Here is a 24,414-nt window from a genome sequence, read left to right on the forward strand (position 1 = left end):
TCGGTTAGTCGAGTTTGCTCGGTGGCGGTTCCGGCAACGGTTTCTGCCCGTCGACGACCGGCACGATGGTTTTGTTCTCCGGCTCCACAGGCACCATCTTGTATTCCTGACCGTGCAGGTTCTTCAGGTAAACCTCCATCTGCCGGAATGAGATGTTGATGTGCTGCTTCTTGAACTCGCGATTGATGAAGCGGTTGACCTCATCCAGCACCGGGTTGCGGTCACCGAGATCGCGCACATGCATGCGCAGTTCGTGGTCGAGGGTGCTTTCGCCGAAGTTGAGGAAGTACACGTGCGGCTCCGGTTCTTTGAGCACACGCGGGTTCTCCCGGGCCGCTTTGAGCAGCAGTTCCTTGACCAGGTCCAGATCCGAACCGTAATCGACGCCCAGTTTCAGCGTGACCCGGGTAATGGTGTCGGTCAGCGACCAGTTGATCAGTTGCCCGGTGATGAACGTCTTGTTCGGGACAATGATGTCCTTGCGGTCAAAATCCGTGATGGTCGTGGCGCGGATGCGGATCTTGCTCACCGTGCCCGACAGGTTGCCGATGGTGATGGTGTCACCGATCCGCACCGGGCGTTCGAAGAGGATCATGATGCCGGAGATGAAGTTGGCGAAGATCTCCTGCATACCGAAACCGAGGCCCACCGACAGCGCCGCCACCAGCCACTGCAACTTGTCCCAACTGACGCCGAGGGTCGACAGGGTGGTGACGAAACCAACGCCGGCAATCACGTAGGACAGCAGCGTGGTTGTTGCATAAGCGCTGCCCTGGGCCAGATTGAGCTTGGACAGTACGAACACTTCGAGTAGGCCGGGCAAGTTGCGCGCCAGCGCGAAGGTGATGCCGATGATGATCAGCGCACCGAGCATGTCGCCGATGCTGATCGGCACCATGCTCATGTTGGCGCCGGTGCCGCTGGTGTATTCGTAGAGGGTGATGTTGTCCAGGTACGAGAACACCGAAATCAGGTCCGACCAGACCCAGTACAGCGCCGCGATGAAACCGCCGAGCAGGGCCAGACGAATCAGGCGCAGGGACTGTTCGTTGACCTTTTCAATGTCCAGCGTCGGCTCTTCGATCACCGCTTCGCCGTCGCCGGCCTCTTTTGCCGCCTGCCGTTTGGCCAGTGCGCGCTGATAAGCCAAACGCCGCGCGGCAACGCTCAAGCCACGCACGAAGGTCGCCTCGATCACCAGCCAGAACATCAGCAGGTACAGGGTGTTGATCAAGCGATCGCTGAGTTTCAGCGCGGTGTAGTAATAGCCGAAGCACACCGCGACAAACAGGGCGATCGGCAACAGGGTGAACATCACCCCAACGGCTTTGCGGAACAGCGAGGCATTCTGGTGCGTCGGGCTGCTGATCAGCAGGCGACTGAGCAGCCACGCCATCAAGGCGTAGCAGGTCAGCACCACCGGCATGCCGAGCACGTCATCGGCCAGCGCCGCCGGTTGCAACTCGGCGACGGCCACCACGGCCACCAGCGCCATTACTACCAGGCCGAGTCGACGCACCCAGCCCTGAAGGAACTCGACCTGCGGCTTCTCCCAGCGGAAGTGCAATTCCGCCACGCCACCCGGCGCAAGAATCCGGTACGCGGTGTAGAACACCAGCCAGGCCTGACCCATCTGCAACAGCGCCGCGCCCATATTGGCGTTCTGCCCGCGCGCGTCGATCTGCAAGGCCAGACCGCATAGCGCCAGACCCAGCGCCACCGGCATCGCCAACAGGATGTTGATCAGAATCGCCTGCGGCGTGTGCCATTGGCTGTCGCGCTTGAAGTGGCCGATGTCCTGGTGAACCTTGTTAAGTCGTCCGTACAGGGCCTTGCGTCGCCACAACAGGGCGCCAATCAGCAGCGCCAGAGGCAAGAACAGCAATGGCCGCTGGGTCAGGCCGTCAGCCAGCTCGCTCAGGCTCGACGCCCAGGGCAAGGTATTGACCTGCCGCTCCAGGCGCTCGGGCACACCGCGCATCCATTCCACGTCCAGCGGCTTGTTGCTGGGGATCCAGAACATCTGTTCGTCGAGGGTCGCGCGCAGGCTTTGCGCGGTGCTCAGCAATTGTTTCTGGTTGAGCTGCAGGGTGATCGATTCATTGAGCATCGCGCTCAACTCGCGGTTCAGCCGCTCGAGCAGATCAGCGCGGGTGTTGGCCAGATCGAGCAGGCTCTTGCGCAATTGCGGGGTGACCTGCTCCGGCGGCTGGGTGGCCAGCAAATTGTCGACGTAGGTCGCCGGATTGCTCAGCAGCTCCCGCTGCTGGCTGACATCGAACTGATACAGACGAATATCGGCAATCTGGTCGGCGAGGTCGCGGTCGACCTTCAAATGCGGCAGCGCCTGCTTCTGTTTGTAGAGGATTTTCGACAGCAGCAGGCTGCCCTTGAGCACGTTGATTTGCTCGTCCAGTGCCGAATCGCTCTGGGTCAGGGTGTCGAGTTGCTGTTTGGTCTGCAGGTTCTGCTGCGTGACTTCGTTGAGACGGTCGGTGCTCTTGAGCAAATAGTCGGAAAGCTTGAGGTTGGTCGCGCTCTCACTCGCCAGCAGGCTGCTGCCGCCGGCCTTCTGCGCTTCGATCGATTGCTGGGTAACGGTTTCCTGCGACTGCGCCAGACGCTTCTGGTTAATCAGGGTTTGCAGTTCCTGGATCTCGCGGTCGAGGCGATCGGATTTCTCCGAAAGCAAGTCGTGCTGGGCATTGCCGAGATCCTGCAACTGGGTGTTGCCGGCCAGTTCCTGGCGGCGCAGCGGAATCAGCGCATTGAGTGCGGCGAGTTCGGCGTTCAACTGGTCGCGCTGTTCGGCGGTGACCGTTTTGCCGGTGTCCTTGCCGGATTTGAGGATGGTGTTGATCTGCTGGATGCGCGTCTGGCTGGCGGAAATCTCCGCCTGAGCGCGCTCGGGGCGAGTCTGTGCAGTGATGATCAGGCTGTTGGCTTCGGCCAGGGCTTTTTGCAGATCGCTCTGCTGGGTCGAGCGATCGGTAAGGATCTGCTCCAGTTGCTGGATCGACTCTTTCGGAAAACGCTGCGCTACCGGCACCGGTGCGGTGGCCTTGAGGCGGCTGAGTTCGCGGGTATTTTCAATCGTCTGCTTCGGCGCGTTGGCCAGCTGACGCTTGAGATCGATCAGCTTCTGCTCGTAATCACGCTGGTTGTTCAGCTGATTGAGGGTGTTCTGCAGGACGGTCTGCAGGGTCTTCTTGTCGGCGTCCGGCAGTTTGCTGTCGGCCAGCTTGTCGAGGCTGGCCTGCACGGCATCGCTGGACGGTGGTTCGGCAGCATGCAGCGGGCCGACGACAAGACTGAGGCCCAGCAGGGCCGCGGCGAAAAAGGAGCGCAGGGTAGGCATAGAGACCGGTCAAGCAAGTGAGAGTGGGAGCAGTTTAGAGGAAGAGTCCGGGGCCCGGGCGACTTCCTTCGGGGAATCTGACGCCCACTTTGCCGATCTTGTTCCCGTCCATGACCGCCACCGTCCAATGTGTGTTGTTCCACTCCACCTGGTCGCCGACGATGGGGGCACCCCCGACTTTTTGCGCAATGAACGCGCCCAGAGTCATGTCCGGATCGATGCCTTCGGCCGGCAAGCCATACAGCGCTGCAACCGCTTTAAGCTGGGCGTCTCCTTCGAGCACGAAGTCGCCGAAGAAACGCAGATCGAGGCCGCGTTGCGGTGCCTGGCTGAACAGTTTGCCGAGGGCCGGCAAGTTGTGTTCATGGCCAATAACACACAGCAAATCATCGACTTCCAGCACCGTACTACCCGACGGATGGAGCAGTTGCTGGCCACGAAACAGCGCCGCGATGCGTGTGCCTTCGGGCATTTTCAGCTCACGCAGGGGCGAGCCGATGCACCATTTCTCCGCGCCGAGCTTGTAAACGAACAGTTCCCACTCGCTGGTGACGTGCACTTCCAGTGCCGCTCGGGATATCGGCGCGGGTTCTGGCGGAACGGTCACCTTGAGCAGCTTGGCCACCCACGGCAGGCTCGTGCCCTGCACCAGCAACGAAACCAACACGATGAAGAACGCCAGATTGAAGTAGAGCTGCGCTTGCGGCAGGCCGGCCATCAGCGGGAACACCGCGAGAATGATCGGCACCGCGCCGCGCAGGCCGACCCAGGAAATAAAGGCTTTTTCACGACCATGGAAGGCCTTGAACGGCAGCAGGCCGACCATCACCGACAGCGGCCGCGCGAACAGGATCATCCACAATGCCAGACCGAGGGCGGGCAGGGCGATCGGCAGCAGATCGTGGGGCGTGACCAGCAGGCCCAGCACGAGGAACATGCCGATCTGCGCCAGCCAGGCCATGCCGTCGAGCATGTGCAGAATGCCGTGGCGGCTGCGCACCGGGCGGTTGCCGATCACCAGACCGCACAGATAGACAGCGAGGAAGCCGCTGCCATGCAAGGCGTTGGTCAGCGCGAACACCACCAGACCGCCAGCAATGATCAGGATCGGATAGAGCCCAGCGGCGAGATTGATGCGATTGACCAGTTGCAGCATCACCCAACCGCCGCCCAGACCGATCACACCACCGATGCCGAACTCGCGGATCAGGTGGGTCAGCAGGCTCCAGTGCAGGCCGGTTTCGCCGCTGGCGAGCATGTCGATCAGGGTCACGGTGAGAAACACCGCCATCGGGTCGTTGCTGCCGGATTCGATTTCCAGACTGGCGCTGACTCGTTCGTTGAGGCCTTTACCGCCGAGCAGCGAGAACACCGCAGCGGCGTCGGTCGAGCCGACGATGGCGCCGATCAGCAGGCCCTGAATCAGATTGAGGTCGAACAGCCACGCAGCGGCCATGCCGGTCAGCCCGGTGGTGATCAACACCCCGACCGTGGCCAGCGACAGCGCCGGCCACAAGGCCACGCGGAAACTCGACACCCGCGTACGCAAGCCGCCGTCGAGCAGGATCACTGCCAGGGCGAGGTTGCCGACCAGATAGGCCGTCGGGTAGTTATCGAAAATGATCCCGCCACCATCGACCCCGGCAGCCATGCCGACCGCGAGAATGATGACCAGAATCGGAATGCCGAGACGTGAAGAAAGAGAACTGACAAGAATGCTTGCGCCTACCAGCAACGCGCCGATCAAGAACAGGCTGTTGATGGTCGTCGCATTCAAAGGCAGTACTCCAGAAGCATAAAGACGAGGCACAAACTGACCATGCAGTCTGCGTGCCAGCGATTCTAACCTGTTGAAATGTGATGCTGTCAAAAAGGATTTCAGGGGGGCATCGGAATTTGAGTTCGGCACGGCATTGCTGCCCCTCACCCTAGCCCTCTCCCGGAGGGAGAGGGGACTGACCGGGGTGAATATACCTGCTGCTGCGCCCTGAACTACCGAGTCGAACGGGCATTTCGAAAGCCCCCCGATCTGCTCCCTTTCCCCCTCTCCCTCTGGGAGAGGGCTGGGGTGAGGGGCTTTTGATCTTGATCTCAAAAGTTACAGGCTGAACCGCCCAACCATGTTGTTAAGGTCCAGCGCCAAGCGCGACAGCTCATTGCTCGCTGCGCTGGTCTGATTGGCGCCGGTCGCCGACTGCACCGACAGATCGCGGATGTTGACCAGATTGCGATCGACTTCCCGCGCCACCTGCGCCTGCTCTTCGGCGGCGCTGGCGATAACCAGGTTGCGCTCGTTGATTTCGACGATGGCGCTGTTGATGGTGTCCAGCGACATCCCGGCGCCACGGGCGATATTCAAGGTCGATTCGGCGCGCTCGGTGCTGTTGCGCATCGAATCCACGGCGTGTTCGGTGCCGCTCTGGATGCTGCCGATCATGCGTTCGATTTCGCTGGTCGACTGCTGGGTGCGGTGGGCCAGTGCGCGCACTTCGTCCGCCACTACGGCGAAACCACGACCGGCCTCACCGGCACGGGCCGCTTCGATGGCTGCGTTCAATGCCAGCAGGTTGGTCTGGTCGGCGAGGCCACGAATCACGTCGAGCACCTTGCCGATGTCGCGGGATTCATTGGCCAGGTCGCCGATCAGCGACGCGGTGCTCTGCACATCGGCGCTCATGCGTTCGATGGCGCTGACGGTTTCTTGCACCAGATCACGACCGTCGCCCGCCGAAGTGGTGGCGTTTTTCGAGGCTTCCGAAGTGCTGACCGCGTTGCGCGCGACTTCCTCGACGGCGCTGGTCATCTCATTGACCGCAGTGGCGGCCTGCTCGATTTCGTTGTTCTGCTGGGTCAGGCCGCGCGCACTTTCGTCGGTGACGCTGTTCAGCTCTTCCGCAGCAGACGCAAGCTGTGTGGCCGAACCGGAGATGCGCTGCAGGGTGTCGCGCAGCTTCGATTGCATCTTCGCCATCGCCGCCAGCAGGCGCCCGGCTTCATCTTCGCCATCGACATGGATCGGCTGGGTGAGGTTGCCTTCGGCGATGGTTTCCGCCGCCTCGAGTGCCTTGGAAATCGGCTTGGTAATGCTCACGGTCAGCAACCAGGCGAACAGCAGGGTCAGGCCGCTGGCGATCACCAGCAGGGTCACCACCAGATCGAACGACAGCGAATACTGATCCTTCGCGCCCTGATCAGTCTCGGCAATCTGCTGGGTGTTGATCTCCAGCAAGCGCGCCAGCGCGGTATTCACCGCTTCCGAATTGCTCAACAAATCGCTGTTGAGCATCTGTTGCAACTCGGCGATCTGGTTGTTGCGCGACAGGGTTTTCATGCGTTCTTCAAGCTGACGGTACTGCGCCAGCAATTGCACGTACTGATCGTACGCCGCACGCTCCTGCGGGCCTTCGATCAGTGGCTCGTATGCGCGTTGCGCATCGGCGATCTGGCGATTGCGCAGGTCGAACAGCTCGATGGTTTTCTGCTGCACGTCGGGTTCGCGGTTGATCAGCAGGCGATACGAGAGCACGCGCAGGCGCAGGGTCAGTTGAGTGAATTCATCGAGGGCCTTGATCGATGGCACGCTGGCGGTGGCGATGTCTTCGCCGGCCGCGCGGATCTTGCTCATCTGGTTCAGCGCAAACACGCCGAGGATCAACATCAGGCCGCCGATCAGGGCGAAGCCGGTGAACGCCCGTGGGGCGATATTCATATTGCGAAGGGACATGGGCGGATACCGAAAAGGGCCGCATCCATGCGGGCTGAGACTGCTGTATGGGTGACTTATCGGTCATACGACTAAAGTCTTGAGGTGGTGTGCGTATTTGTCGCAGACAGGCTTGAGCGACGAAGTGCAGGAACCAGATCGACCAATCACAGTCTTTTAAACTCGCGAGAACGCTTGCCCCCAGGAAAATCAAGGCCTTGCGCCGGTTTAACCCTGGCATCCGTGGTGACTTTTCTTTATCGTACGCGCCCTTTGAAAAACGCTTGGAAGATCAAAATGTTGGAAGCATCCCTCAGCCAATTGGAACAGCTCGTCAGCGACCTGGTGCAACAGAACCAGACCTTGCTGCAGACCAACCAGACCCTGTCCACGGAACTGGCCCAGGCCAAGGATGAAAACGAAAACCTGCAACTGAACCTGATGGAGCAGGAAGAAAAACACGGCGCCACCGCCGCGCGCATTCAGGCGCTGGTTGATCGCGTCAATGCCGGTCCTGTCAGCGCATGAACCACGGCACAGCAGGGGTAAAAGTCATCTCCATTCTCGGCGAGGACTATTCGATCAAGGCACCGGCCGGGGAAGAACAGACCCTGCTGGATGCGGCGATGATGCTCAAGGCAGCGCTGGAAGACACCAAGCGCAAATACCCGACGCTGATCGGCGACCGTTTGCTGGTGCTGGCGGCGATGAATCTGTGCTCGCAGCAGATCGAAATGAAGAAGCAGCACAAAGAAGAACTCGAGCGTTATCAAGAGCAGGTCAGCGCCACGGTCGAGACGATTGCCAAGACCATCAGTCAGGGCTGATGAGGTTGCGCACAACCAAGGAATAGATTGTCGGTTGGTTTGTATACAATCGGCACGGCTGTTGCAGTGTTTCGGCCACTTATTCCTTGGGGGTGCTCCATGCAGTGGTGGCGACGCAGTATTCAGTGGCAGTTGATTCTCGGCATGGGCGCGGCCCTGCTGATCAGCATCGTGATTGTGGTTGGCATTTATACCCTGGTGGTCAACCGCCTCGCCCAGAGCTATCTGGTCGAACAAGCGCTGCCGTCGAGCATTGAAGCGACGCGCAACGATATCGAACGCATCCTCGTGCAACCGCTCACCGCCGCCAAGGACATCGCCAGTAACACCATGGTGCGTGACTGGCTGGCGACAGGCGAGGACAGCAGCAAAACTGCGCTCTTCGCGCAGTATCTGGAAGGCATCCGCGCCGAACACAAGGCCTTCACTGCGCTGATCATCGGCACCGAATCCAATCACTACATCACCGAAAAAGGCCTGGACCGCACCCTCAGTCGCGCCAAACCGGCCGACGCCTGGTTCTATTCCTTTCTCGACAGCAATCAGCCGCGCACCCTCAATATCGACAACGACGGCGCCACTGGCGAGCTGGCCCTGTTCATCGATCTGAAGGTCGAGCAGGCCGGCAAAGTTGTCGGGGTCGCCGGGCTCGGGCTGAGCATGAAAGAGCTGTCGGAGCTGATTCACAATTTCAGTTTCGGCGAGCGCGGCAAGGTCTATCTCGTGCGTTCCGACGGTTTGATTCAGGTCCATCCTGAGGCGCAGTTCAGCGGCAAACGCACCTTGACCGAGCAGATCGGTGCCAACGCGGCGCAAGCGCTGATGGGGCACAAGGATGCGGTCAACAGCAGCTTCGAGCGCGACGGTGAAGACTTCCTCGCTTTCAGCCTGCCGTTGCGCGATCTCGGCTGGACCCTGGTGGCCGAAGTGCCGCAGTCGCAGATCTACGCCGAAGCACGGAAAGCGATGTGGATGAGTGGCGGCATCGGTCTGGTGGTGGCGCTGGTCTGCCTGGCGCTGGTGGTGTGGCTGGCGCAGGGGCTAGTGCGACCGATTCGACAAGTAACACGGGCACTGGTGGCCATCGGTAGCGGTGGTGGAGATTTGACTCGCCGGTTAGATTCCAGCCGTGCCGATGAGCTGGGTGACCTTGCGCGCGGCTTCAACCGTTTCCTCGACAGCCAGCGCGCAATGATCGGCGAGGTGCTGACCACCAGCGAACGCCTGCGCACGGCCGTGGGGCAAGTGGCAACGGTGGTGGACAACACCGCCGAGCGTTCCGGCCGGCAGCAGGAAATGACCGACATGGTTGCCACGGCCGTCCACGAAATGGGCCTGACCGTGCAGGAAATCGCGCAGAACGCTGGCAACGCCGCGCTTGCCTCGCAAACCGCGCGCGATGAGGCGTTGCAGGCACGGGAAGTGGTCGGTGGCTCGATCCGTCATATCGAAAGCATGTCCGATGAGATCGGCGTGGCGGCAGGGGCGGTGGGTGAGCTGGCGCAGCAAGTGGCGTCGATCGATTCGGTGCTGGCGGTGATTCGTGGCGTTTCCGAACAGACCAATCTGCTCGCACTCAACGCCGCCATCGAAGCCGCCCGCGCTGGCGACATGGGCCGTGGCTTCGCGGTGGTCGCCGATGAAGTGCGCACGCTTGCGCGCCGAACCCAGGCCTCGACCGATGAGATCCAGCTGATGATCGGCAGCCTCAAGCAAGGCGCGGAGAACGCCGTGTCTTCGATGCGCACCGGCCAAGCCGCGACGGGTACCGGGGTTGAATCGAGCCAGCGTACCGGTGCGTCGCTGACGGCGATCACCGGCCAGGTTGAGCGCATCAGCGATATGAACCATCAGGTGGCGACGGCAACCGAAGAGCAGTCGGCGGTGACTGAAGAGATCAACCGCAACGTGCAGGGGATTTCCGATCTGGCACGGGCGACGGCGGGGGAGGTCAGGGCTTGTCGCGAAGACTGCCAGATGTTGCAGAAGCTGGCGGATGATCTGGCGCGGCAGATGGGTGGGTTCAAGTTGAGTTGAAGCTGTATCGCCTGAGCTGACGCCTTCGCGAGCAGGCTCGCTCCCACATTGGATTCGGCGTGTGGGAGCGAGCCTGCTCGCGAATGGTTTCAGTCGCTAAACAACTTGCAGATCAGAACCACTCCTCCCGCATCCCCAGACACGTATCATCCCGCGCCTCCAGCAAGTCCAGCTCATGCTGGCAACCCGGCACTTCCCATGTCAGGAAATACCGCGCCGCCTGCAACTTGCCCTTATAGAAGTCGACATCCGCCGAATTGCCTTTGGCCAGGCCTTCCTCGGCGCGGATCGCCTGCTCCAGCCAGCGCCAGCCGATCACTGCGTGGCCGAACACTTTCAGGTACAGCGCCGAGTTCGCCAGGCTGCTGTTGACCTTGCCTTGGGCCAGATCGGTGAGCAGGCCGATGGTCACGGTTTGCAAGCGGGCCACGAGTTTTTCCAGCGGTTCGCGCAGGGTGGTCAACGAATCGTATGCAGTGGCACGTTCGGCCGTGTTGGCGATCAATCGAATCAGCTGCTTGAGACCGGCGCCACCGTTCTGCGCCAGCTTGCGCCCGAGCAAATCCAGCGACTGGATGCCGTGGGTGCCTTCGTGGATCGGGTTCAGGCGGTTGTCGCGGTAGTACTGCTCCACCGGATATTCACGGGTGTAGCCGTGGCCGCCAAGAATCTGGATCGCCAGTTCGTTGGCTTTGAGGCAGAACTCCGAAGGCCAGGATTTGACGATCGGCGTCAGCAGGTCCAACAGCTCATGAGCCTGTTTGCGTTCGGCTTCGGTTTCCAGCGTGGTGGTGTCATCGAACAAACGCGCGGCATACAGGCCGAGGTCAAACGCACCTTCGACGTAGGATTTCTGCGTCAGCAGCATGCGTCTGACGTCCGCGTGCTGAATGATCGCCACCGGCGCTGTGCTCGGATCTTTGCTGTCCGGCACCCGGCCCTGCGGCCGCTCGCGCGCATATTCCAGTGAATAAAGGTAACCGGCATAGCCGAGCATGACCGCGCCCATGCCGACGCCGATCCGCGCTTCGTTCATCATCTGGAACATGTAGCTCAAACCGTGGTGCGCTTTGCCCACCAGATAGCCGACGCACTCGCCGTTATCGCCGAAGTTCAGCGCCGTTGATGTGGTGCCGCGCCAGCCCATCTTGTGGAACAAGCCGGCGAGCAGCACGTCGTTGCGCTGGCCGAGGCTGCCGTCGTCGTTTACCAGAAACTTCGGCACGATAAACAGCGAAATACCTTTCACCCCCGGTGGGGCGTCGGGCAGTTTGGCGAGCACCATGTGCACGATGTTTTCCGACAGCGGATGATCGCCGCCGGAAATGAAGATCTTGTTGCCCTTCAGGCGATAGGTGCCGTCGGATGCAGGCTCGGCGCGGGTGCGGATATCCGACAGTGACGAACCGGCATGCGGCTCGGTCAGGGCCATGGTGCCGAAGAAGCGTCCGTCGATCATCGGTTGCAGGAAGCGCTGTTTCTGCTCTTCGCTGCCGAAGCTCTCGATCAGATTGGCCGCGCCCATGGTCAGGAACGGGTACGAGGTCGACGCTGCGTTGGCGGACTGGAAATGCGCGAAGCAGGCTTGCGACAGCAGGGTCGGTAATTGCATGCCGCCCGCTTCAAAACTGCGTGCGGCGTTAAGAAATCCGGCCTCGAGAAAGGCATCCACTGCCGGTTTCACTTCAGGAATCAGGATCGCCTTACCGTCCTCATAGCGCGGCTCGTTCTCGTCGCCCTTGCGGTTGTGCGGCGCAAAGTACTTCTCGGCGATGTTGCGCGCGGTGCCGATGGCGGCGTCGAAGGTCTCGCGATTGTGCTCGGCAAAGCGCTCGCGCCGGGTCAGGCCCTCGGCATCAAGGACTTCGTACAGCTCGAAAGCCAGATTGCGGGAACTGAGCAGCGTCTCGGACATGGCGGCCTACCTGGAAATTGGGGTTGGGCCGAGTCTAGGCGTGCTGATAAAGACTGAACAGGATGATTGATAAGCGTGATGTTGGAGCCGCGCGCGGACTTAACAGGCGCCGAAAACAACTGTGGGAGCGAGCCTGCTCGCGAAAGCGGTGGGTCAGACAACATTGATGTCGACTGAAACGCCGTCTTCGCGAGCAGGCTCGCTCCCACAGGGAATTGCAATCCAGGCGACCATTGCGGTCGCCTGGATTTGCAGCGGTTTAGCCGATCGTCATCAAGCTGGCATTACCACCCGCCGCAGCCGTGTTAACGCTCAGCGCGCGCTCGATCACCAGACGCTCCAGGGCAATGTTGGTCTCGCCCTGGGACAGGCCCTGAACGCCAACGATTGCACCGCCACGCTGGGCGATCTGCTGGCAGACGCCGCGCAACTGGTCGGAGTGGCCGTGATGCAGCACGGCATCGAACACCACTTCGTCCTTGTTCCAGTCGGCAACGCGTTTGATCCGCGCCTGCACTTCCTTCGGCAGACGGGCGAACAAGGCTTTGCTCAGCTCGGTTTCCGGCCACACCGCCGAACCGCCAACTGCCAGCACCGCCGCCAGTTGCGTCAGCAGATCACCTTCAACTTCCGCCAGGCACAGCACGTGCTCGCGCGGCAGGATCGCGTAGCTGTTTTTCTCGCCGGTCGGGCCAGCCAGCACGCGGGTGATGCCGCTCTGCGATTGCGCTGCGTATTGCACGCACAGGGTGCTCAGGTCGGCGAACTTGTTGTTGTCGGCCCAGGCTTTCAGCGCGTTCAACGATTGGCTCATGGCATCGCGCAAGCGCACGTCCGGGGCGACGATGGCGTCACCGCGGGCGAAGGATTGTTCGATGGCGTCGGCAGGACGCGTCGACAGCAGGCGGTACAGATACAGCGGGCCGCCGGCTTTCGGGCCAGTACCCGACAGGCCTTCGCCGCCGAATGGCTGCACGCCGACCACGGCACCGACGATGTTGCGGTTGACGTAGACGTTACCGGCGTTGACGTTGTCGATCACCTTGGCGATGGTCTCGTCGATGCGCGTGTGCACGCCCAGCGTCAGGCCGTAACCGGAGGCGTTGATCTGGCCGATCAGTTGATCCAGCTCTTTGCGCTTGTAGCGCACCACGTGCAGTACCGGGCCGAAGATTTCGCGTTGCAGTTCGTCGAAGCTTTCCAGCTCGATCAGGGTCGGCATGACGAAGGTGCCGCGCTTGACCTCTTCACTGTCGGCAATCGCCACCTGGTAAACATTGCGACCTTTATCGCGCATGCCCTGGATGTGCTTGTCGATGCCGGCCTTGGCTTCGGCGTCGATCACCGGGCCGATGTCCACGGACAGACGCTCGGGGTTGCCGAGACGGCTTTCGGCCATGGCACCTTTGAGCATTTCGATGACGCGATCGGCGGAATCTTCCTGCAGGCACAGCACGCGCAGTGCCGAGCAGCGCTGACCGGCGCTGTCGAAGGCCGACGACACCACGTCGATCACCACTTGTTCGGTCAGTGCCGAGGAATCGACGATCATCGCGTTCTGGCCACCGGTTTCGGCGATCAGCGGAATCGGACGGCCCTGGCTGTCGAGACGGCCAGCGATGTTACGTTGCAGCAAGCGCGCGACTTCGGTGGAACCAGTGAACATTACGCCTTTGACGCGCTCGTCACCGACCAGACCGGCGCCGACGGTTTCACCGCGACCCGGCAGCAGTTGCAGCACGCCTTCCGGGATGCCGGCTTCGAGCATCAGGCGCACAGCCTGAGCCGCTACCAGCGGAGTCTGCTCGGCCGGTTTGGCCAGTACCGGGTTACCGGCGGCCAATGCCGCAGCGACCTGGCCGCTGAAGATTGCCAGCGGGAAGTTCCACGGGCTGATGCACACCACCGGACCGAGTGGGCGGTGGGCGTCATTGCTGAAATCGTTGCGCGCCTGCACTGCGTAGTAACGCAGGAAGTCGACCGCTTCGCGGACTTCGGCGATGGCGTTGGCGTAGGTCTTGCCGGCTTCGCGAGCCAACAGGCCCATCAGCGGCTGGATCTCGCCTTCCATCAAGTCAGCGGCACGTTCCAGAATCGCAGCACGTTCGGCCGGCGGGGTGGCCTGCCAGATCGGCGCGGCGTTCAGCGCGCATTGAATGGCATTGTCGACGTCTTCGACGGTCGCTTCTTGGACGTGACCGACCACATCGCGGTGATCGGACGGGTTCAGCACCGCGACCGGCGTTTCGTTGCTGGAGGCGCAACCGAGCATCGGCGCGGCTTTCCAGTCGTTGTGCGCGGTGGCGAGCAGGGCGCAGGACAGCGAGGCCAGACGATGTTCGTTGGCCATGTCGATGCCGCTGGAGTTGGCGCGCTCGGCACCGTACAGGTCACGCGGCAGCGGAATGCGCGGGTGCGGCAGGCCAAAACCACCTTCCACGGTGGCCATCTGCTCGATCTGTGCCACCGGATCGGCCACCAGTTCCTGAATCGAAATCGACTGATCGGCGATACGGTTGACGAACGAGGTGTTGGCACCGTTTTCCAGCAGACGACGCACGAGGTACGCCAGCAGGGTTTCGTGGGTGCCGACCGGTGCGTACACGCGGCACGGACGGTTCAGCTTGCCCTCGGAAACCTTGCCTACAACTTGTTCGTATAGCGGTTCGCCCATGCCGTGCAGGCACTGGAATTCGTACTGGCCCGGGTAATAGTTCTGACCGGCGATGTGGTAGATCGCCGACAGGGTGTGGGCGTTGTGCGTAGCGAATTGCGGGTAGATGACTTCCGGTACCGACAGCAGTTTGCGTGCGCAAGCAATGTAGGAAACGTCGGTGTACACCTTGCGGGTGTAGACCGGATAGCCTTCCAGACCTTCGACCTGGGCGCGCTTGATTTCGCTGTCCCAGTACGCGCCTTTCACCAGGCGGATCATCAGGCGATGACGGCTGCGGCGGGCCAGATCGATCACGTAATCGATCACGTACGGGCAACGCTTCTGATACGCCTGAATAACGAAACCGATGCCGTTCCAGCCAGTCAGCTGCGGCTCGAAGCACAGGCGCTCGAGCAGATCCAGCGACAGCTCGAGGCGGTCGGCTTCTTCGGCGTCGATGTTCAGGCCGATGTCGTATTGCTTGGCCAGCAGGGTCAGCGACAGCAGACGCGGGTACAGCTCGTCCATCACCCGCTCGTACTGCGCACGGCTGTAACGCGGGTGCAGTGCCGAGAGCTTGATGGAAATGCCCGGGCCTTCATAAATCCCACGGCCGTGAGAGGCTTTGCCGATCGAATGGATCGCTTGTTCGTACGACGCCAGGTATTTTTGCGCGTCGACTTCGGTGAGTGCCGCTTCACCGAGCATGTCGTAGGAGTAACGGAAGCCCTTGGCTTCGAACTTGCTCGCATTGGCCAGCGCTTCGGCGATGGTTTCGCCGGTAACGAACTGCTCGCCCATCAGGCGCATGGCCATGTCGACGCCCTTGCGGATCATCGGCTCGCCGCTCTTGCCGATGATGCGGCTCAGCGACGAGGTCAGGCCGGCCTCGTTGTGGGTGGAGACCAGTTTGCCAGTCAGCAGCAGGCCCCAAGTGGCGGCGTTGACGAACAGCGAAGGGCTGTTGCCCAGGTGCGGATGCCAGTTGCCGGTGCTGATCTTGTCGCGGATCAGCGCATCGCGGGTGCCTTTGTCCGGGATGCGCAGCAGCGCTTCGGCCAGGCACATCAGCGCCACGCCTTCCTGGGACGACAGGGAGAATTCCTGCAACAGACCTTGAACAATACCGGCACGACCGCCGGCACTTTTCTGGTTACGCAGTTTTTCGGCGATGGTCGCGGCGAGTTTGTTGGTGGCTTCGGCCATCGGTGCCGGCAGGCGCGCCTGCTCGATCAGCATCGGCACCACTTCCGGCTCAGGGCGGCGGTAGGCGGCGGTGATCGAAGCACGCAGAACCGATTGCGGCAGGATGCTTTCAGCGAATTCGAGGAAGCATTGGTGAGCGTGATCGGTCTGCACTTCGCCTGCGTCATCGGCGTCTTTGGCGGTCAAACCGTTCAACTCGGTCAGGGTTGCACCACCCTCGAGTTTTTCCAGGTAATTGAAAATTGCCTGCTTGATCAGCCAGTGCGGCGTGCGATCAATCGAGGTTGCGGCAGCCTTCAGGCGCTCGCGGGTCGGGTCATCGAGTTTGACCCCAAGGGTGGTGGTAGCCATATTTTTATCCTCATGGTTGCCACAGTTGCGTGGCATCAGCTGGCCGCAAGATTAGCCGTGCGTTGAATGAGGTGCAACCGGGTGCAACCCTTTTTTTGCCGGAATAATACGCAGCTCGTCAGGAAATAATTTCTGGTACGAAAGTGCTGCTCCTGCTTGGTGCTTTTGCTTCTAGCAAAGAGCCATGACTGCCATAAAAGGGAGCAAAAACGGGGAGATCGTCGATTAATCCGACTGGGTGCAACTAATTCTCGCGAAACTGGTTGCACCTTATTTGCTTTGTTGCATAGCATTCGCCGCCAAGGTGCAACCGGGAATAACCCGGTGCATCGGCTGATGGCTTTCCTGGGGAAACATCAGTCTTAAATGCGCGGGATCCCGGATCGTCTGCCAAACGTCGTCGTTTGCGAGCGGTTCACCACCGCCGCTACATAAAAACAAAGCCAGGGCGTAACTCAATGAGCGTAAGCAATCCAACCCTGATCACGTTCGTGATCTACATCGCAGCAATGGTGCTGATCGGCTTGATGGCCTATCGCTCCACCAACAACCTTTCCGACTATATTCTCGGTGGTCGCAGCCTCGGCAGCGTCGTCACCGCGCTGTCTGCCGGTGCCTCCGACATGAGCGGCTGGTTGCTGATGGGCCTGCCGGGCGCCATCTACATGTCCGGTCTGTCCGAAAGCTGGATCGCCATCGGCCTGATCGTCGGTGCCTACCTGAACTGGCTGTTCGTCGCCGGCCGTCTGCGTGTGCAGACCGAGCACAACGGCGATGCCCTGACTCTGCCGGATTACTTTTCCAGCCGTTTCGAAGATAAAAGCGGCTTGCTGCGGATCATCTCGGCGATCGTGATTCTGGTGTTCTTTACCATCTACTGCGCTTCCGGCATCGTCGCCGGTGCCCGCCTGTTCGAAAGCACGTTCGGCATGACCTACGAAACGGCGCTGTGGGCCGGTGCGGCGGCAACGATTGCCTACACCTTCATCGGCGGTTTCCTCGCGGTGAGCTGGACCGACACCGTACAAGCCACGCTGATGATCTTCGCGCTGATCCTTACGCCGATCATCGTCCTGCTGGCCACAGGCGGCGTTGACACCACGTTCCTCGCCATCGAAGCGCAAGATCCAAGCAACTTCGACATGCTCAAAGGCACCACCTTCATCGGCATCATCTCGCTGATGGGTTGGGGTCTGGGCTACTTCGGCCAGCCGCACATCCTCGCGCGTTTCATGGCGGCGGATTCGGTGAAGTCGATCGCCAAGGCGCGTCGCATTTCCATGGCCTGGATGATCCTCTGCCTGGGCGGCACCGTTGCGGTGGGCTTCTTCGGTATCGCCTATTTCTCGGCGCACCCGGAAGTGGCCGGTCCTGTGACCGAGAACCCGGAGCGCGTGTTCATTGAACTGGCGAAAATCCTCTTCAACCCATGGGTTGCCGGTGTACTGCTGTCGGCCATTCTGGCGGCGGTGATGAGCACCCTGAGCTGCCAGTTGCTGGTGTGCTCCAGCGCCCTGACCGAAGACTTCTATAAAGCCTTCCTGCGCAAGTCCGCTTCGCAACTGGAGCTGGTCTGGGTCGGTCGTGCCATGGTGCTGCTGGTAGCCCTGATCGCTATCGCGCTGGCTGCCAACCCGGAAAACCGCGTACTGGGCCTGGTGTCCTACGCCTGGGCCGGTTTCGGTGCTGCATTCGGTCCTGTGGTGCTGATTTCGGTGGTCTGGAAAGACATGACCCGCAATGGCGCACTGGCCGGTATTCTGGTCGGCGCAATCACCGTGGTGGTCTGGAAGCATTTCGAACTGCTGGGTCTGTACGAAATCATTCCGGGCTTCATCTTCGCCAGCCTGGCCATCTACTTTGTCAGCAAGGCGGGTGAGCCGACTCGCGGCATGGTTGAGCGTTTCGAGGCAGCGGAAAAAGACTTCCATCTGAACAAGTGATCGACTGAGCTTCGGCTCACATGAGAACGGCCCGTTTCCTACAGGAAGCGGGCCGTTTTTTTGTGCCTGTGATTTCTCGAATCCTGTGGAAATCCATTGTAGGAGCGAGCCTGCTCGCGAATGCGATTGATCATTCAATCAATGTGTCGACTGACATGCCGCTTTCGCGAGCAGGCTCGCTCCCACAGGGTGGGTGGCAGGTTTGATTGAATTGTCTGTAGTCGAACGGCCGAATTAACAAGGTCGTTTCAGCAACCCACGTAGGGCAAATCTGAATTTCCCGTCACCTGTTCAGCACCCCTTGCCCCTCATGCAGAATCGCCCGCCCTCACACTGCAGAGAGACATCGGATGTTCGCGCCTGCCAATCAACCGCGTTTCACGTTGACCCTCGAAGGCGCCCGGCATGACCTCAAAGTCCTTGAGTTCACGGGCAGGGAAGCCATCAGCCAACCTTTTCGCTTCGAGCTGGAACTGGTCAGCGAGCGGCCGGACCTGGATCTGGAAAGCCTGCTGCATGGTCAGGCGTTTCTGAGTTTCGATGCTCAGGGTTGCGGTATTCATGGTCAGATTTATCAGGTCGGGCAGGGCGATTCCGGGAAACGTCTGACACGCTATCACCTCAGCCTTGTCCCGCGTCTGACGTATCTGGGGCATCGCATCAACCAGCGGATTTTTCAGCATCAGAGCGTGCCGCAGATCATCAAGCAGATCCTCAAGGATCATTCGATCCTGCGCGATGCCTTTGAATTTCGCCTGGGCAGCGAATACCCGGAGCGCGAGTACTGCGTGCAATACGCCGAAAGCGATCTGGCCTTTATCCAGCGCCTATGTGCCGAAGTCGGCATTCATTACCACTTTCACCACAGCCCCGAAGGCCATCTGCTGGTATTCGGCGACGACCAGACCGTGTTCCCCAAGCTGCCCGAGCCGACGCTGTATTTGCCGGGCAGCGGCATGTCGGCTGGCGCGCCGGCGATTCAACGGTTCAACGTGCGCGTGGAAACCCGCACCAGCGTCGTCACTCGGCGCGACTACAACTTCGAAAAACCACGGCTGTCTCTGGAAAGTCGCAGTGACGGCGAGCAGCGTCCGGTGCTGGAGGACTATCTCTTCCCCGGCCAATTCAGTGATCGTGAAACCGGCAAACAGCTGACTCGGCGAGCGCTGGAACGGCACGTCGCCGATTACCGTCAGGCCGAGGGCAGCAGCGACGAATCCTCACTCGTCTGCGGGCATTTTCTGCAACTCACCGAGCACCCGCGCAGCGACTGGAATGATCTGTGGTTGCTCACCTGTGTCGAGCATCGCGGCCGTCAGCCGCAGGTGCTGGAGGAATCGGTGACCAGCGATGGCGAATCCTTCCAGGGCTACCGCAATACTTTCGTCGCCACGCCGTGGGACGTGGTCTTTCGTCCGGCACTGTGCCCGGAAAAACCGCGCATGTCGGGCTACCAACCTGCCGTGGTCACCGGCCCGAAAGATCTGGAAATCCATTGCGATGAATATGGCCGGGTCAAAGTGCAACTGGCCTGGGACCGTGATGGCGAATTGAACGAGCACTCCAGTTGCTGGCTGCGCGTCGCGACCGGTTGGGCTCACGATCACTATGGCAGCGTGTTGATTCCGCGCGTCGGCATGGAAGTGCTGGTCGGCTTCATTGATGGCGATGCCGACAAGCCGCTGGTCATGGGTTGTTTGCCAAATGCGGCGACCCCTGTGCCGCTGGATCTGCCGGCAGACAAGACCCGAAGCGTGTTCCGCAGCCAGAGCAGTCCCGGCGGTGGCGGTTATAACGAACTGCGCATCGAGGATAAAAAAGGCGCCGAGGAAATCTACCTGCGTGCCCAGCGCAACTGGACCCAGCATGTGCTCAACGACCAGCAGCTGCAGGTCGATAATCAGCGCAGTGTGCTCGTCACCGGCACCGCCCGGCATGAACTCAAGGCCGACGAGCAACGCATCACCCACGGCCAGCGCCAGACCGAAGTCAGGCAGGATGATCATTTGTCCGTGCTCGGCGACCGGCAGGTTCGGGTGAACAGCCAGGCCACCAGCGCCTCGGCGCAGATCCATATCAGCGCAGGCCAGCAAGTGGTCATTGATGGCGGCGCGAGCGCGACGATTCAGGCCGGCGGACAGTGGATCAACATCGGCCCCGGCGGCATTTTCAGCAGCGTGCCGATTGTTGTGGGTGGCGCGCCGATGGCGGCGACCAGCGCTGCGCCTTTGGTGCCGGGCTTGCCAGAGAAACTGGTCGCTGCACCGGCGGCGGTTCTCACCGCCGCACAGATCATGAGTCTCAAAGGTGATGCGCCTTTCTGCGAAGAGTGTGAGCGGTGCAAGGACGGTGTCTGTGCAGCCTGAACAAATGACGCCCGAACAATGGCTGGCGCGGCAACCGCTGCATGCGTCGGAGCAACTGTTCGCCATTTTCGGCCGTGCCAGCGACGCCGATGCCTTCAAAGCCTGGCAGGGCACGGCAAATCCGGTCTGGGCCGAGACCATTTATGCCGAGTGGGACGCGGTGATGCCCTATGTGGGAATTGTCGCTGCAGACAGTGAGTTTTTACGTTGGGTGACGCAAACCGACTCGCGGGACTGGGGGTGGCTGGCGGTGTCTTCGGCGGATCTTGACGTGCTGGTCGAACATTTCCGCAGCCTGACTCAAGTGCTGATGCCGGACGGTAAAGCGGTGTTTTTTCGCTTTTGGGATGGTCGGTTTCTGCTGCCTCTTTTGCACTCTGACGAGGTCATTCCCGCGCAATGGCTGCCAGTCGTTTCACGAGCCTTGATCAATGGCCAGGCCATTGAAATCGGGGGCCGTGCGCTGGTTTCGGGGCGGGTCTTTCCGTGGTGGAGCGTGCCGCAATCGCTGTTGGCGCAGACTGATGCAAGCGTACGCATCGCCAATGCTTTGCAATGGCTGAGCGAGGAGCAACCGGCCGTGTTCGAGGCGTTTCCCGAGGCTGTTTTGCGCTGCAAGGTCGGGCAGTTTTTAAAATTATCGATGTCGGAAGATTCGTCACGATCGGCGCTTCTGGAGTTTTTGCTGGCAGAGGCAGAGTGAAATTTCGGGGCAAACGCTTCGGACGTTTCCTTCGAATCGCGGCGGCTTTCATGAACTGGTGCGTGGTGGGTTGCAGGGATAGTCTTTTCGTTGTTGCCGCGAGAGCGGTGGCAGGGGGTAGGATCCCGAACTCTGAAGTGCATAAGTGCCGCAGGCTGAATACAAGGGTCAAAGCGTATTCATGACAAGTTGACGGCGGCTTTGTGCGGGACACGTTTCGACGTGGCTGATTTGGAGTTCTCAGTTCCTACTCCCGCACATGGCTGCCACCCAAACCCGTAGGAAGGTCAATGGCGGCTCCACTCAGAACTTCAGGGATGCCAAGAATGACAACGACAAAACATGATCCGCCCTACAAGAAAATCACGCCTCACCCCGACAACCGCTTCATGGCCCTCACCGGCAATTGCAGCGACATGCCCAGCCTGTTCGTCGACACCCACGTGCCCCTCGACATCCTCATGGACGCTGCCAACCACCGCATCCGCGCCGTGGTCCAGGTCCTGGAAAACATGTGCATGCGCGGCTCGATCGAATGCGACTCCGTGATCCTCAGCGACTTCGCCCTGCTGTGCGCCATCCCATTGCGCGATGGCTGTGATGTGCTCGATGTCATCGGCAAGCGCTTGCGCAGCTTGCCCGCCTGAAGATCGAAAGGCCGCAGCCTTCGTCAGAGTGAGCGCCTATCCCATGTAGGAGCCGCCGAAGGCTGCGATCTTTTGATTGATTGAAATCGGGGGGTCAGTCAGAGATGTAGGCATCTTGGGTTTTGATAAAGCGGTTGAACGCTTCGGAGTTGTAGATCTTCAGGCACGCAAGGAACACCACTTTTTCATTTGAATGTTTGCTGCGTGAAGGGGTCTGCTGGTAAGCCGCCGATATGTAGCTCAGTGTTTCTTTATAGGGATCGTGCAGCACTTGCAGCGTGTCTTCATCTTGCAGGATGGAATGTAGGCCGTTGCCCATGAATGAATAGGCATTGGCGGACAGCGCAATGTCTTTTTCCAGCGCTGAGCGTTCGTTGAATGGCTTCAGAATGCAGTGGCCCAGCCCGTAGTTCTTTAGTGTCTGGCGTGCCTGTTCAATGTGGGTTTCGTCGGCAAGGGCGAGGTATGGGCCAAGAAGGCTGAGTAAACAGATGATCAGATATCGCATGAGTTTTTGACTTCCTGTCGTTCATGGTTAGCCAGTTTAACGCCATAAAAGCAAAGCCCCTCACCCTAGCCCTCTCCCAGAGGGAGAGGGGACTGACCGAGTTGTCTGGGTGATGTACGCCGACCTGCGACTTCAGTGGTGAACTTCGCTTGGCCAAGCCTGGATGGTGGTGTTCTTTCTGGGGACTGGTCGTGTGACGACTTGCGACTTGGGCGCTTATCTACGCTTGGCCAAGCCTGAGATCACGTGGATCATTCAGGTCGATGTAACTCGCAAGATCGCCACCGTCAGTCCCCTCTCCCTCCGGGAGAGGGCTAGGGTGAGGGCAGGCTTTTTGTTCGCTCGGCCGCCAACCCCTGACTTGCCGTCCGGTAAAAGGTAAACTTTGCGGCCCTCGCAGGAGCAGCCATGAATTATCGTCACGCCTTCCATGCCGGCAATCACGCCGATGTGTTCAAACACCTGACCTTGACCCGCCTCATCGCTCTGATGTCGCGCAAGGAGCAGCCGTTTGCCTATCTCGACACGCACGCCGGCATCGGTCTGTATGACTTGCAGGGCGATCAGGCCAATCGCACCGGCGAGTACCTGGAAGGCATTGCGCGGTTGTGGGATCAGCCGGACCTGCCGGCGCTGACTGCCGACTATATGAAGGTGCTGCACGAGATGAACCCGGATGGCCAGTTGCGCTATTACCCGGGTTCGCCGGAGCTGGCGCGGCGCCTGACGCGGCCGCAGGATCGGGTGATGCTCAACGAGAAGCATCCCGAAGATGGCGTGTTGCTCAAGGACAACATGGCCGGCGACCGTCGGGTGAAAGTGCATCTGGGCGAGGGCTGGCATGTGGCGCGGGCGATGTTGCCGGTGCAGGAAAAGCGCGCGGTGATGCTGATCGATCCGCCGTTCGAGCAACTGGACGAGATGCAGCGTTGCGCGGCGTCGATGAAAGAAGCCATCGGCCGCATGCGCCAGACTGTGGCAGCGATCTGGTATCCGGTGAAGGATCAGCGTGCACTGCGGCGTTTCTATCAGGACCTGGCAGGCACCGGTGCACCGAAGTTGCTGCGTGTGGAGCTGCTGGTGCATCCGCTGGACACGCCGAACAGCCTGAACGGTTCCGGGCTGGCGATCGCCAATCCGCCGTGGGGGCTGGAAGAAGAATTGCGTGAGTTGCTGCCGTGGTTGTCGAAGAAGCTGGGGCAGACTCAGGGTGGCTGGCAGATGGATTGGCTGATTGCCGAGAGTTGATCGCCGAGCGATCGTTCCCACGCTCCGCGTGGGAATGCCTCAATGGACGCTCTGCGTCCGCTGTCAGGACGCGGAGCGTCCCGGGCTGCATTCCCACGCAGAGCGTGGGAACGATCAGGCGGGGTTAGTTGCCCGCAAGGCTCGCAGGCATGCACACGCCGGTGCCGCCAATCCCGCAATAGCCTTCAGGATTTTTCGCCAGATACTGCTGGTGATACGCCTCGGCAAAGTACACGGTCGGCGCCTGTTCAATCTCGGTGCTGATTTCACCCAGACCGGCCTTGGCGAGTTCAGCCTGATACACGTCTTTGCTTTTCAGTGCCGCATCCAGTTGCTCCGGGGTGGTGGCGTAGATCACCGAGCGGTACTGAGTGCCGATGTCGTTGCCCTGACGCATGCCCTGAGTCGGGTTGTGCAGTTCCCAGAACATCGCCAGCAGTTCTTCGTAACTGACTTGAGCCTTGTCATATACCACCAGCACCACTTCGGCGTGGCCGGTCAGGCCCGAGCAGACTTCTTCGTACGTCGGGTTCGGCGTGAAGCCGCCGGCGTAACCAACCACGGTGCTGACCACGCCTTCGCGCTGCCAGAAACGTCGTTCCGCGCCCCAGAAGCAACCCAGACCGAAAATCGCAAAGTCGACGTCCTGAAAGAATGGACCGAGCAGCGGGGTGTCTTCGAATACGAAGTGTTTTTCCGGCAGGGTCATCGGGGTTTCGCGGCCGGGCAGGGCTTGTTCTTTGGTTGGAAGCACGTTTTTGTTCACCAGAATTTCCGAGCGCAGAACCATGAGCGTTCCTCTCAGTCAGGTTGGAGGTAGAAAGTCAGACCGCCAGTGTGCCGAATGATGCCGGAATTCGCACCATCAAAACTGTGGGAGCGAGCCTGCTCGCGAAAGCGGGGTGTCAGGCGACGAAGATGCCAACGGATTTATCGCCTTCGCGAG

At 60.5% G+C, this 24,414-nt stretch carries 15 protein-coding genes and 2 pseudogenes; 9 read left to right on the forward strand and 8 right to left on the reverse strand.

Annotated features, from left to right (window positions below):
- Positions 1-4: 4 nt before the first annotated feature.
- From mscK to HU724_RS27890, 4 genes and pseudogenes are all read right to left on the reverse strand, one after another.
- Positions 5-3,358: a mechanosensitive channel MscK gene (gene mscK, locus HU724_RS03125; RefSeq protein WP_024011301.1), complete on the reverse strand. Its 3,354-nt coding sequence runs from the start codon at positions 3,356-3,358 to the stop codon at positions 5-7.
- A gap of 34 nt (positions 3,359-3,392) precedes the next feature.
- Complete coding sequence (locus tag HU724_RS03130) at positions 3,393-5,135, reverse strand: potassium/proton antiporter (RefSeq protein ID WP_024011302.1); 1,743 nt, start codon at positions 5,133-5,135, stop codon at positions 3,393-3,395.
- Between the two features lie 321 nt (positions 5,136-5,456).
- Positions 5,457-6,329 carry a methyl-accepting chemotaxis protein gene (locus HU724_RS27885; protein ID WP_370695130.1) on the reverse strand — a complete coding sequence of 291 codons (873 nt, stop codon included), beginning with the start codon at positions 6,327-6,329 and terminating at the stop codon, positions 5,457-5,459.
- 30 nt (positions 6,330-6,359) lie between these two features.
- Positions 6,360-7,082, reverse strand: a pseudogene (locus HU724_RS27890) (MCP four helix bundle domain-containing protein); the annotation flags it as partial.
- A 276-nt stretch (positions 7,083-7,358) separates the two neighbouring features.
- Between HU724_RS27890 and HU724_RS03140 the strand changes: the two are divergent.
- The 4 genes and pseudogenes from HU724_RS03140 to HU724_RS27900 all read left to right on the forward strand — a co-directional run bounded on the left by HU724_RS03140 (position 7,359) and on the right by HU724_RS27900 (position 9,925).
- Positions 7,359-7,589 (forward strand): hypothetical protein, encoded by a 231-nt coding sequence (locus HU724_RS03140; RefSeq protein WP_016772015.1) that lies wholly within the window; start codon positions 7,359-7,361, stop codon positions 7,587-7,589.
- Positions 7,586-7,888 carry a cell division protein ZapA gene (locus HU724_RS03145; RefSeq protein WP_039756738.1) on the forward strand — a complete coding sequence of 101 codons (303 nt, stop codon included), beginning with the start codon at positions 7,586-7,588 and terminating at the stop codon, positions 7,886-7,888. Before HU724_RS03140 ends, HU724_RS03145 begins: the two co-directional genes overlap by 4 nt.
- A gap of 144 nt (positions 7,889-8,032) precedes the next feature.
- Positions 8,033-9,058, forward strand: a pseudogene (locus tag HU724_RS27895) (cache domain-containing protein); the annotation flags it as partial.
- Positions 9,059-9,193: 135 nt separating this feature from the next.
- Positions 9,194-9,925, forward strand: coding sequence for a methyl-accepting chemotaxis protein (locus tag HU724_RS27900; protein WP_373878027.1), 732 nt, complete (start codon positions 9,194-9,196; stop codon positions 9,923-9,925).
- Between the two features lie 112 nt (positions 9,926-10,037).
- On the opposite strand, the gene HU724_RS03155 is transcribed toward HU724_RS27900, so the two are convergent.
- Positions 10,038-11,840: an acyl-CoA dehydrogenase gene (locus HU724_RS03155; protein ID WP_186567475.1), complete on the reverse strand. Its 1,803-nt coding sequence runs from the start codon at positions 11,838-11,840 to the stop codon at positions 10,038-10,040.
- Between the two features lie 259 nt (positions 11,841-12,099).
- Complete coding sequence (gene putA / locus HU724_RS03160) at positions 12,100-16,053, reverse strand: trifunctional transcriptional regulator/proline dehydrogenase/L-glutamate gamma-semialdehyde dehydrogenase (RefSeq protein ID WP_186567472.1); 3,954 nt, start codon at positions 16,051-16,053, stop codon at positions 12,100-12,102.
- Between the two features lie 458 nt (positions 16,054-16,511).
- On the opposite strand from putA, the gene putP reads away from it, so the two are divergent.
- The 4 genes from putP to HU724_RS03180 all read left to right on the forward strand — a co-directional run bounded on the left by putP (position 16,512) and on the right by HU724_RS03180 (position 21,712).
- On the forward strand, positions 16,512-17,996 hold the full coding sequence (putP, locus tag HU724_RS03165; RefSeq protein ID WP_016772011.1) for a sodium/proline symporter PutP: 1,485 nt from the start codon (positions 16,512-16,514) through the stop codon (positions 17,994-17,996).
- 350 nt (positions 17,997-18,346) lie between these two features.
- A complete protein-coding gene (locus HU724_RS03170; protein ID WP_186567470.1) occupies positions 18,347-20,362 on the forward strand; it encodes a type VI secretion system Vgr family protein in 2,016 nt (671 codons plus the stop codon).
- Positions 20,352-21,065, forward strand: a complete 714-nt coding sequence (locus tag HU724_RS03175; RefSeq protein WP_186567468.1) for a DUF4123 domain-containing protein — start codon at positions 20,352-20,354, stop codon at positions 21,063-21,065. The genes HU724_RS03170 and HU724_RS03175 overlap by 11 nt, the downstream gene beginning before the upstream one ends.
- Positions 21,066-21,391: 326 nt before the next feature.
- The gene (locus tag HU724_RS03180) at positions 21,392-21,712 is read left to right on the forward strand and encodes a hypothetical protein (protein WP_101156523.1); all 321 of its coding nucleotides are present in this window, start codon (positions 21,392-21,394) and stop codon (positions 21,710-21,712) included.
- A gap of 94 nt (positions 21,713-21,806) precedes the next feature.
- On the opposite strand, the gene HU724_RS03185 is transcribed toward HU724_RS03180, so the two are convergent.
- The gene (locus tag HU724_RS03185; RefSeq protein ID WP_186567466.1) at positions 21,807-22,220 is read right to left on the reverse strand and encodes a T6SS amidase immunity protein Tai4 family protein; all 414 of its coding nucleotides are present in this window, start codon (positions 22,218-22,220) and stop codon (positions 21,807-21,809) included.
- Positions 22,221-22,628: 408 nt separating this feature from the next.
- Between HU724_RS03185 and HU724_RS03190 the strand changes: the two genes are divergently transcribed.
- Positions 22,629-23,468, forward strand: coding sequence for a 23S rRNA (adenine(2030)-N(6))-methyltransferase RlmJ (locus tag HU724_RS03190; protein ID WP_016772007.1), 840 nt, complete (start codon positions 22,629-22,631; stop codon positions 23,466-23,468).
- Positions 23,469-23,592: 124 nt separating this feature from the next.
- Here the strand turns inward: HU724_RS03190 and msrA are convergent, their stop codons facing one another.
- Complete coding sequence (gene msrA, locus HU724_RS03195) at positions 23,593-24,258, reverse strand: peptide-methionine (S)-S-oxide reductase MsrA (protein ID WP_186567464.1); 666 nt, start codon at positions 24,256-24,258, stop codon at positions 23,593-23,595.
- Positions 24,259-24,414 lie beyond the last annotated feature (156 nt).

The organism is Pseudomonas iranensis, assembly GCF_014268585.2.
Lineage (GTDB): Bacteria > Pseudomonadota > Gammaproteobacteria > Pseudomonadales > Pseudomonadaceae > Aquipseudomonas > Aquipseudomonas iranensis.

What these genes read in the sequence shown, in the direction of transcription:
- mscK (WP_024011301.1), bottom strand. Translation starts at nt 3,358, where the DNA reads ATGCCTACCCTGCGCTCCTTTTTCGCCGCGGCCCTGCTGGGCCTCAGT.
- HU724_RS27885 (WP_370695130.1), bottom strand. Translation starts at nt 6,329, where the DNA reads ATGGCGAAGATGCAATCGAAGCTGCGCGACACCCTGCAGCGCATCTCC.
- HU724_RS03140 (WP_016772015.1), top strand. Translation starts at nt 7,359, where the DNA reads ATGTTGGAAGCATCCCTCAGCCAATTGGAACAGCTCGTCAGCGACCTG.
- HU724_RS03145 (WP_039756738.1), top strand. Translation starts at nt 7,586, where the DNA reads ATGAACCACGGCACAGCAGGGGTAAAAGTCATCTCCATTCTCGGCGAG.
- HU724_RS27900 (WP_373878027.1), top strand. Translation starts at nt 9,194, where the DNA reads ATGGTTGCCACGGCCGTCCACGAAATGGGCCTGACCGTGCAGGAAATC.
- HU724_RS03155 (WP_186567475.1), bottom strand. Translation starts at nt 11,840, where the DNA reads ATGTCCGAGACGCTGCTCAGTTCCCGCAATCTGGCTTTCGAGCTGTAC.
- putA (WP_186567472.1), bottom strand. Translation starts at nt 16,053, where the DNA reads ATGGCTACCACCACCCTTGGGGTCAAACTCGATGACCCGACCCGCGAG.
- putP (WP_016772011.1), top strand. Translation starts at nt 16,512, where the DNA reads ATGAGCGTAAGCAATCCAACCCTGATCACGTTCGTGATCTACATCGCA.
- HU724_RS03170 (WP_186567470.1), top strand. Translation starts at nt 18,347, where the DNA reads ATGTTCGCGCCTGCCAATCAACCGCGTTTCACGTTGACCCTCGAAGGC.
- HU724_RS03180 (WP_101156523.1), top strand. Translation starts at nt 21,392, where the DNA reads ATGACAACGACAAAACATGATCCGCCCTACAAGAAAATCACGCCTCAC.
- HU724_RS03185 (WP_186567466.1), bottom strand. Translation starts at nt 22,220, where the DNA reads ATGCGATATCTGATCATCTGTTTACTCAGCCTTCTTGGCCCATACCTC.
- HU724_RS03190 (WP_016772007.1), top strand. Translation starts at nt 22,629, where the DNA reads ATGAATTATCGTCACGCCTTCCATGCCGGCAATCACGCCGATGTGTTC.
- msrA (WP_186567464.1), bottom strand. Translation starts at nt 24,258, where the DNA reads ATGGTTCTGCGCTCGGAAATTCTGGTGAACAAAAACGTGCTTCCAACC.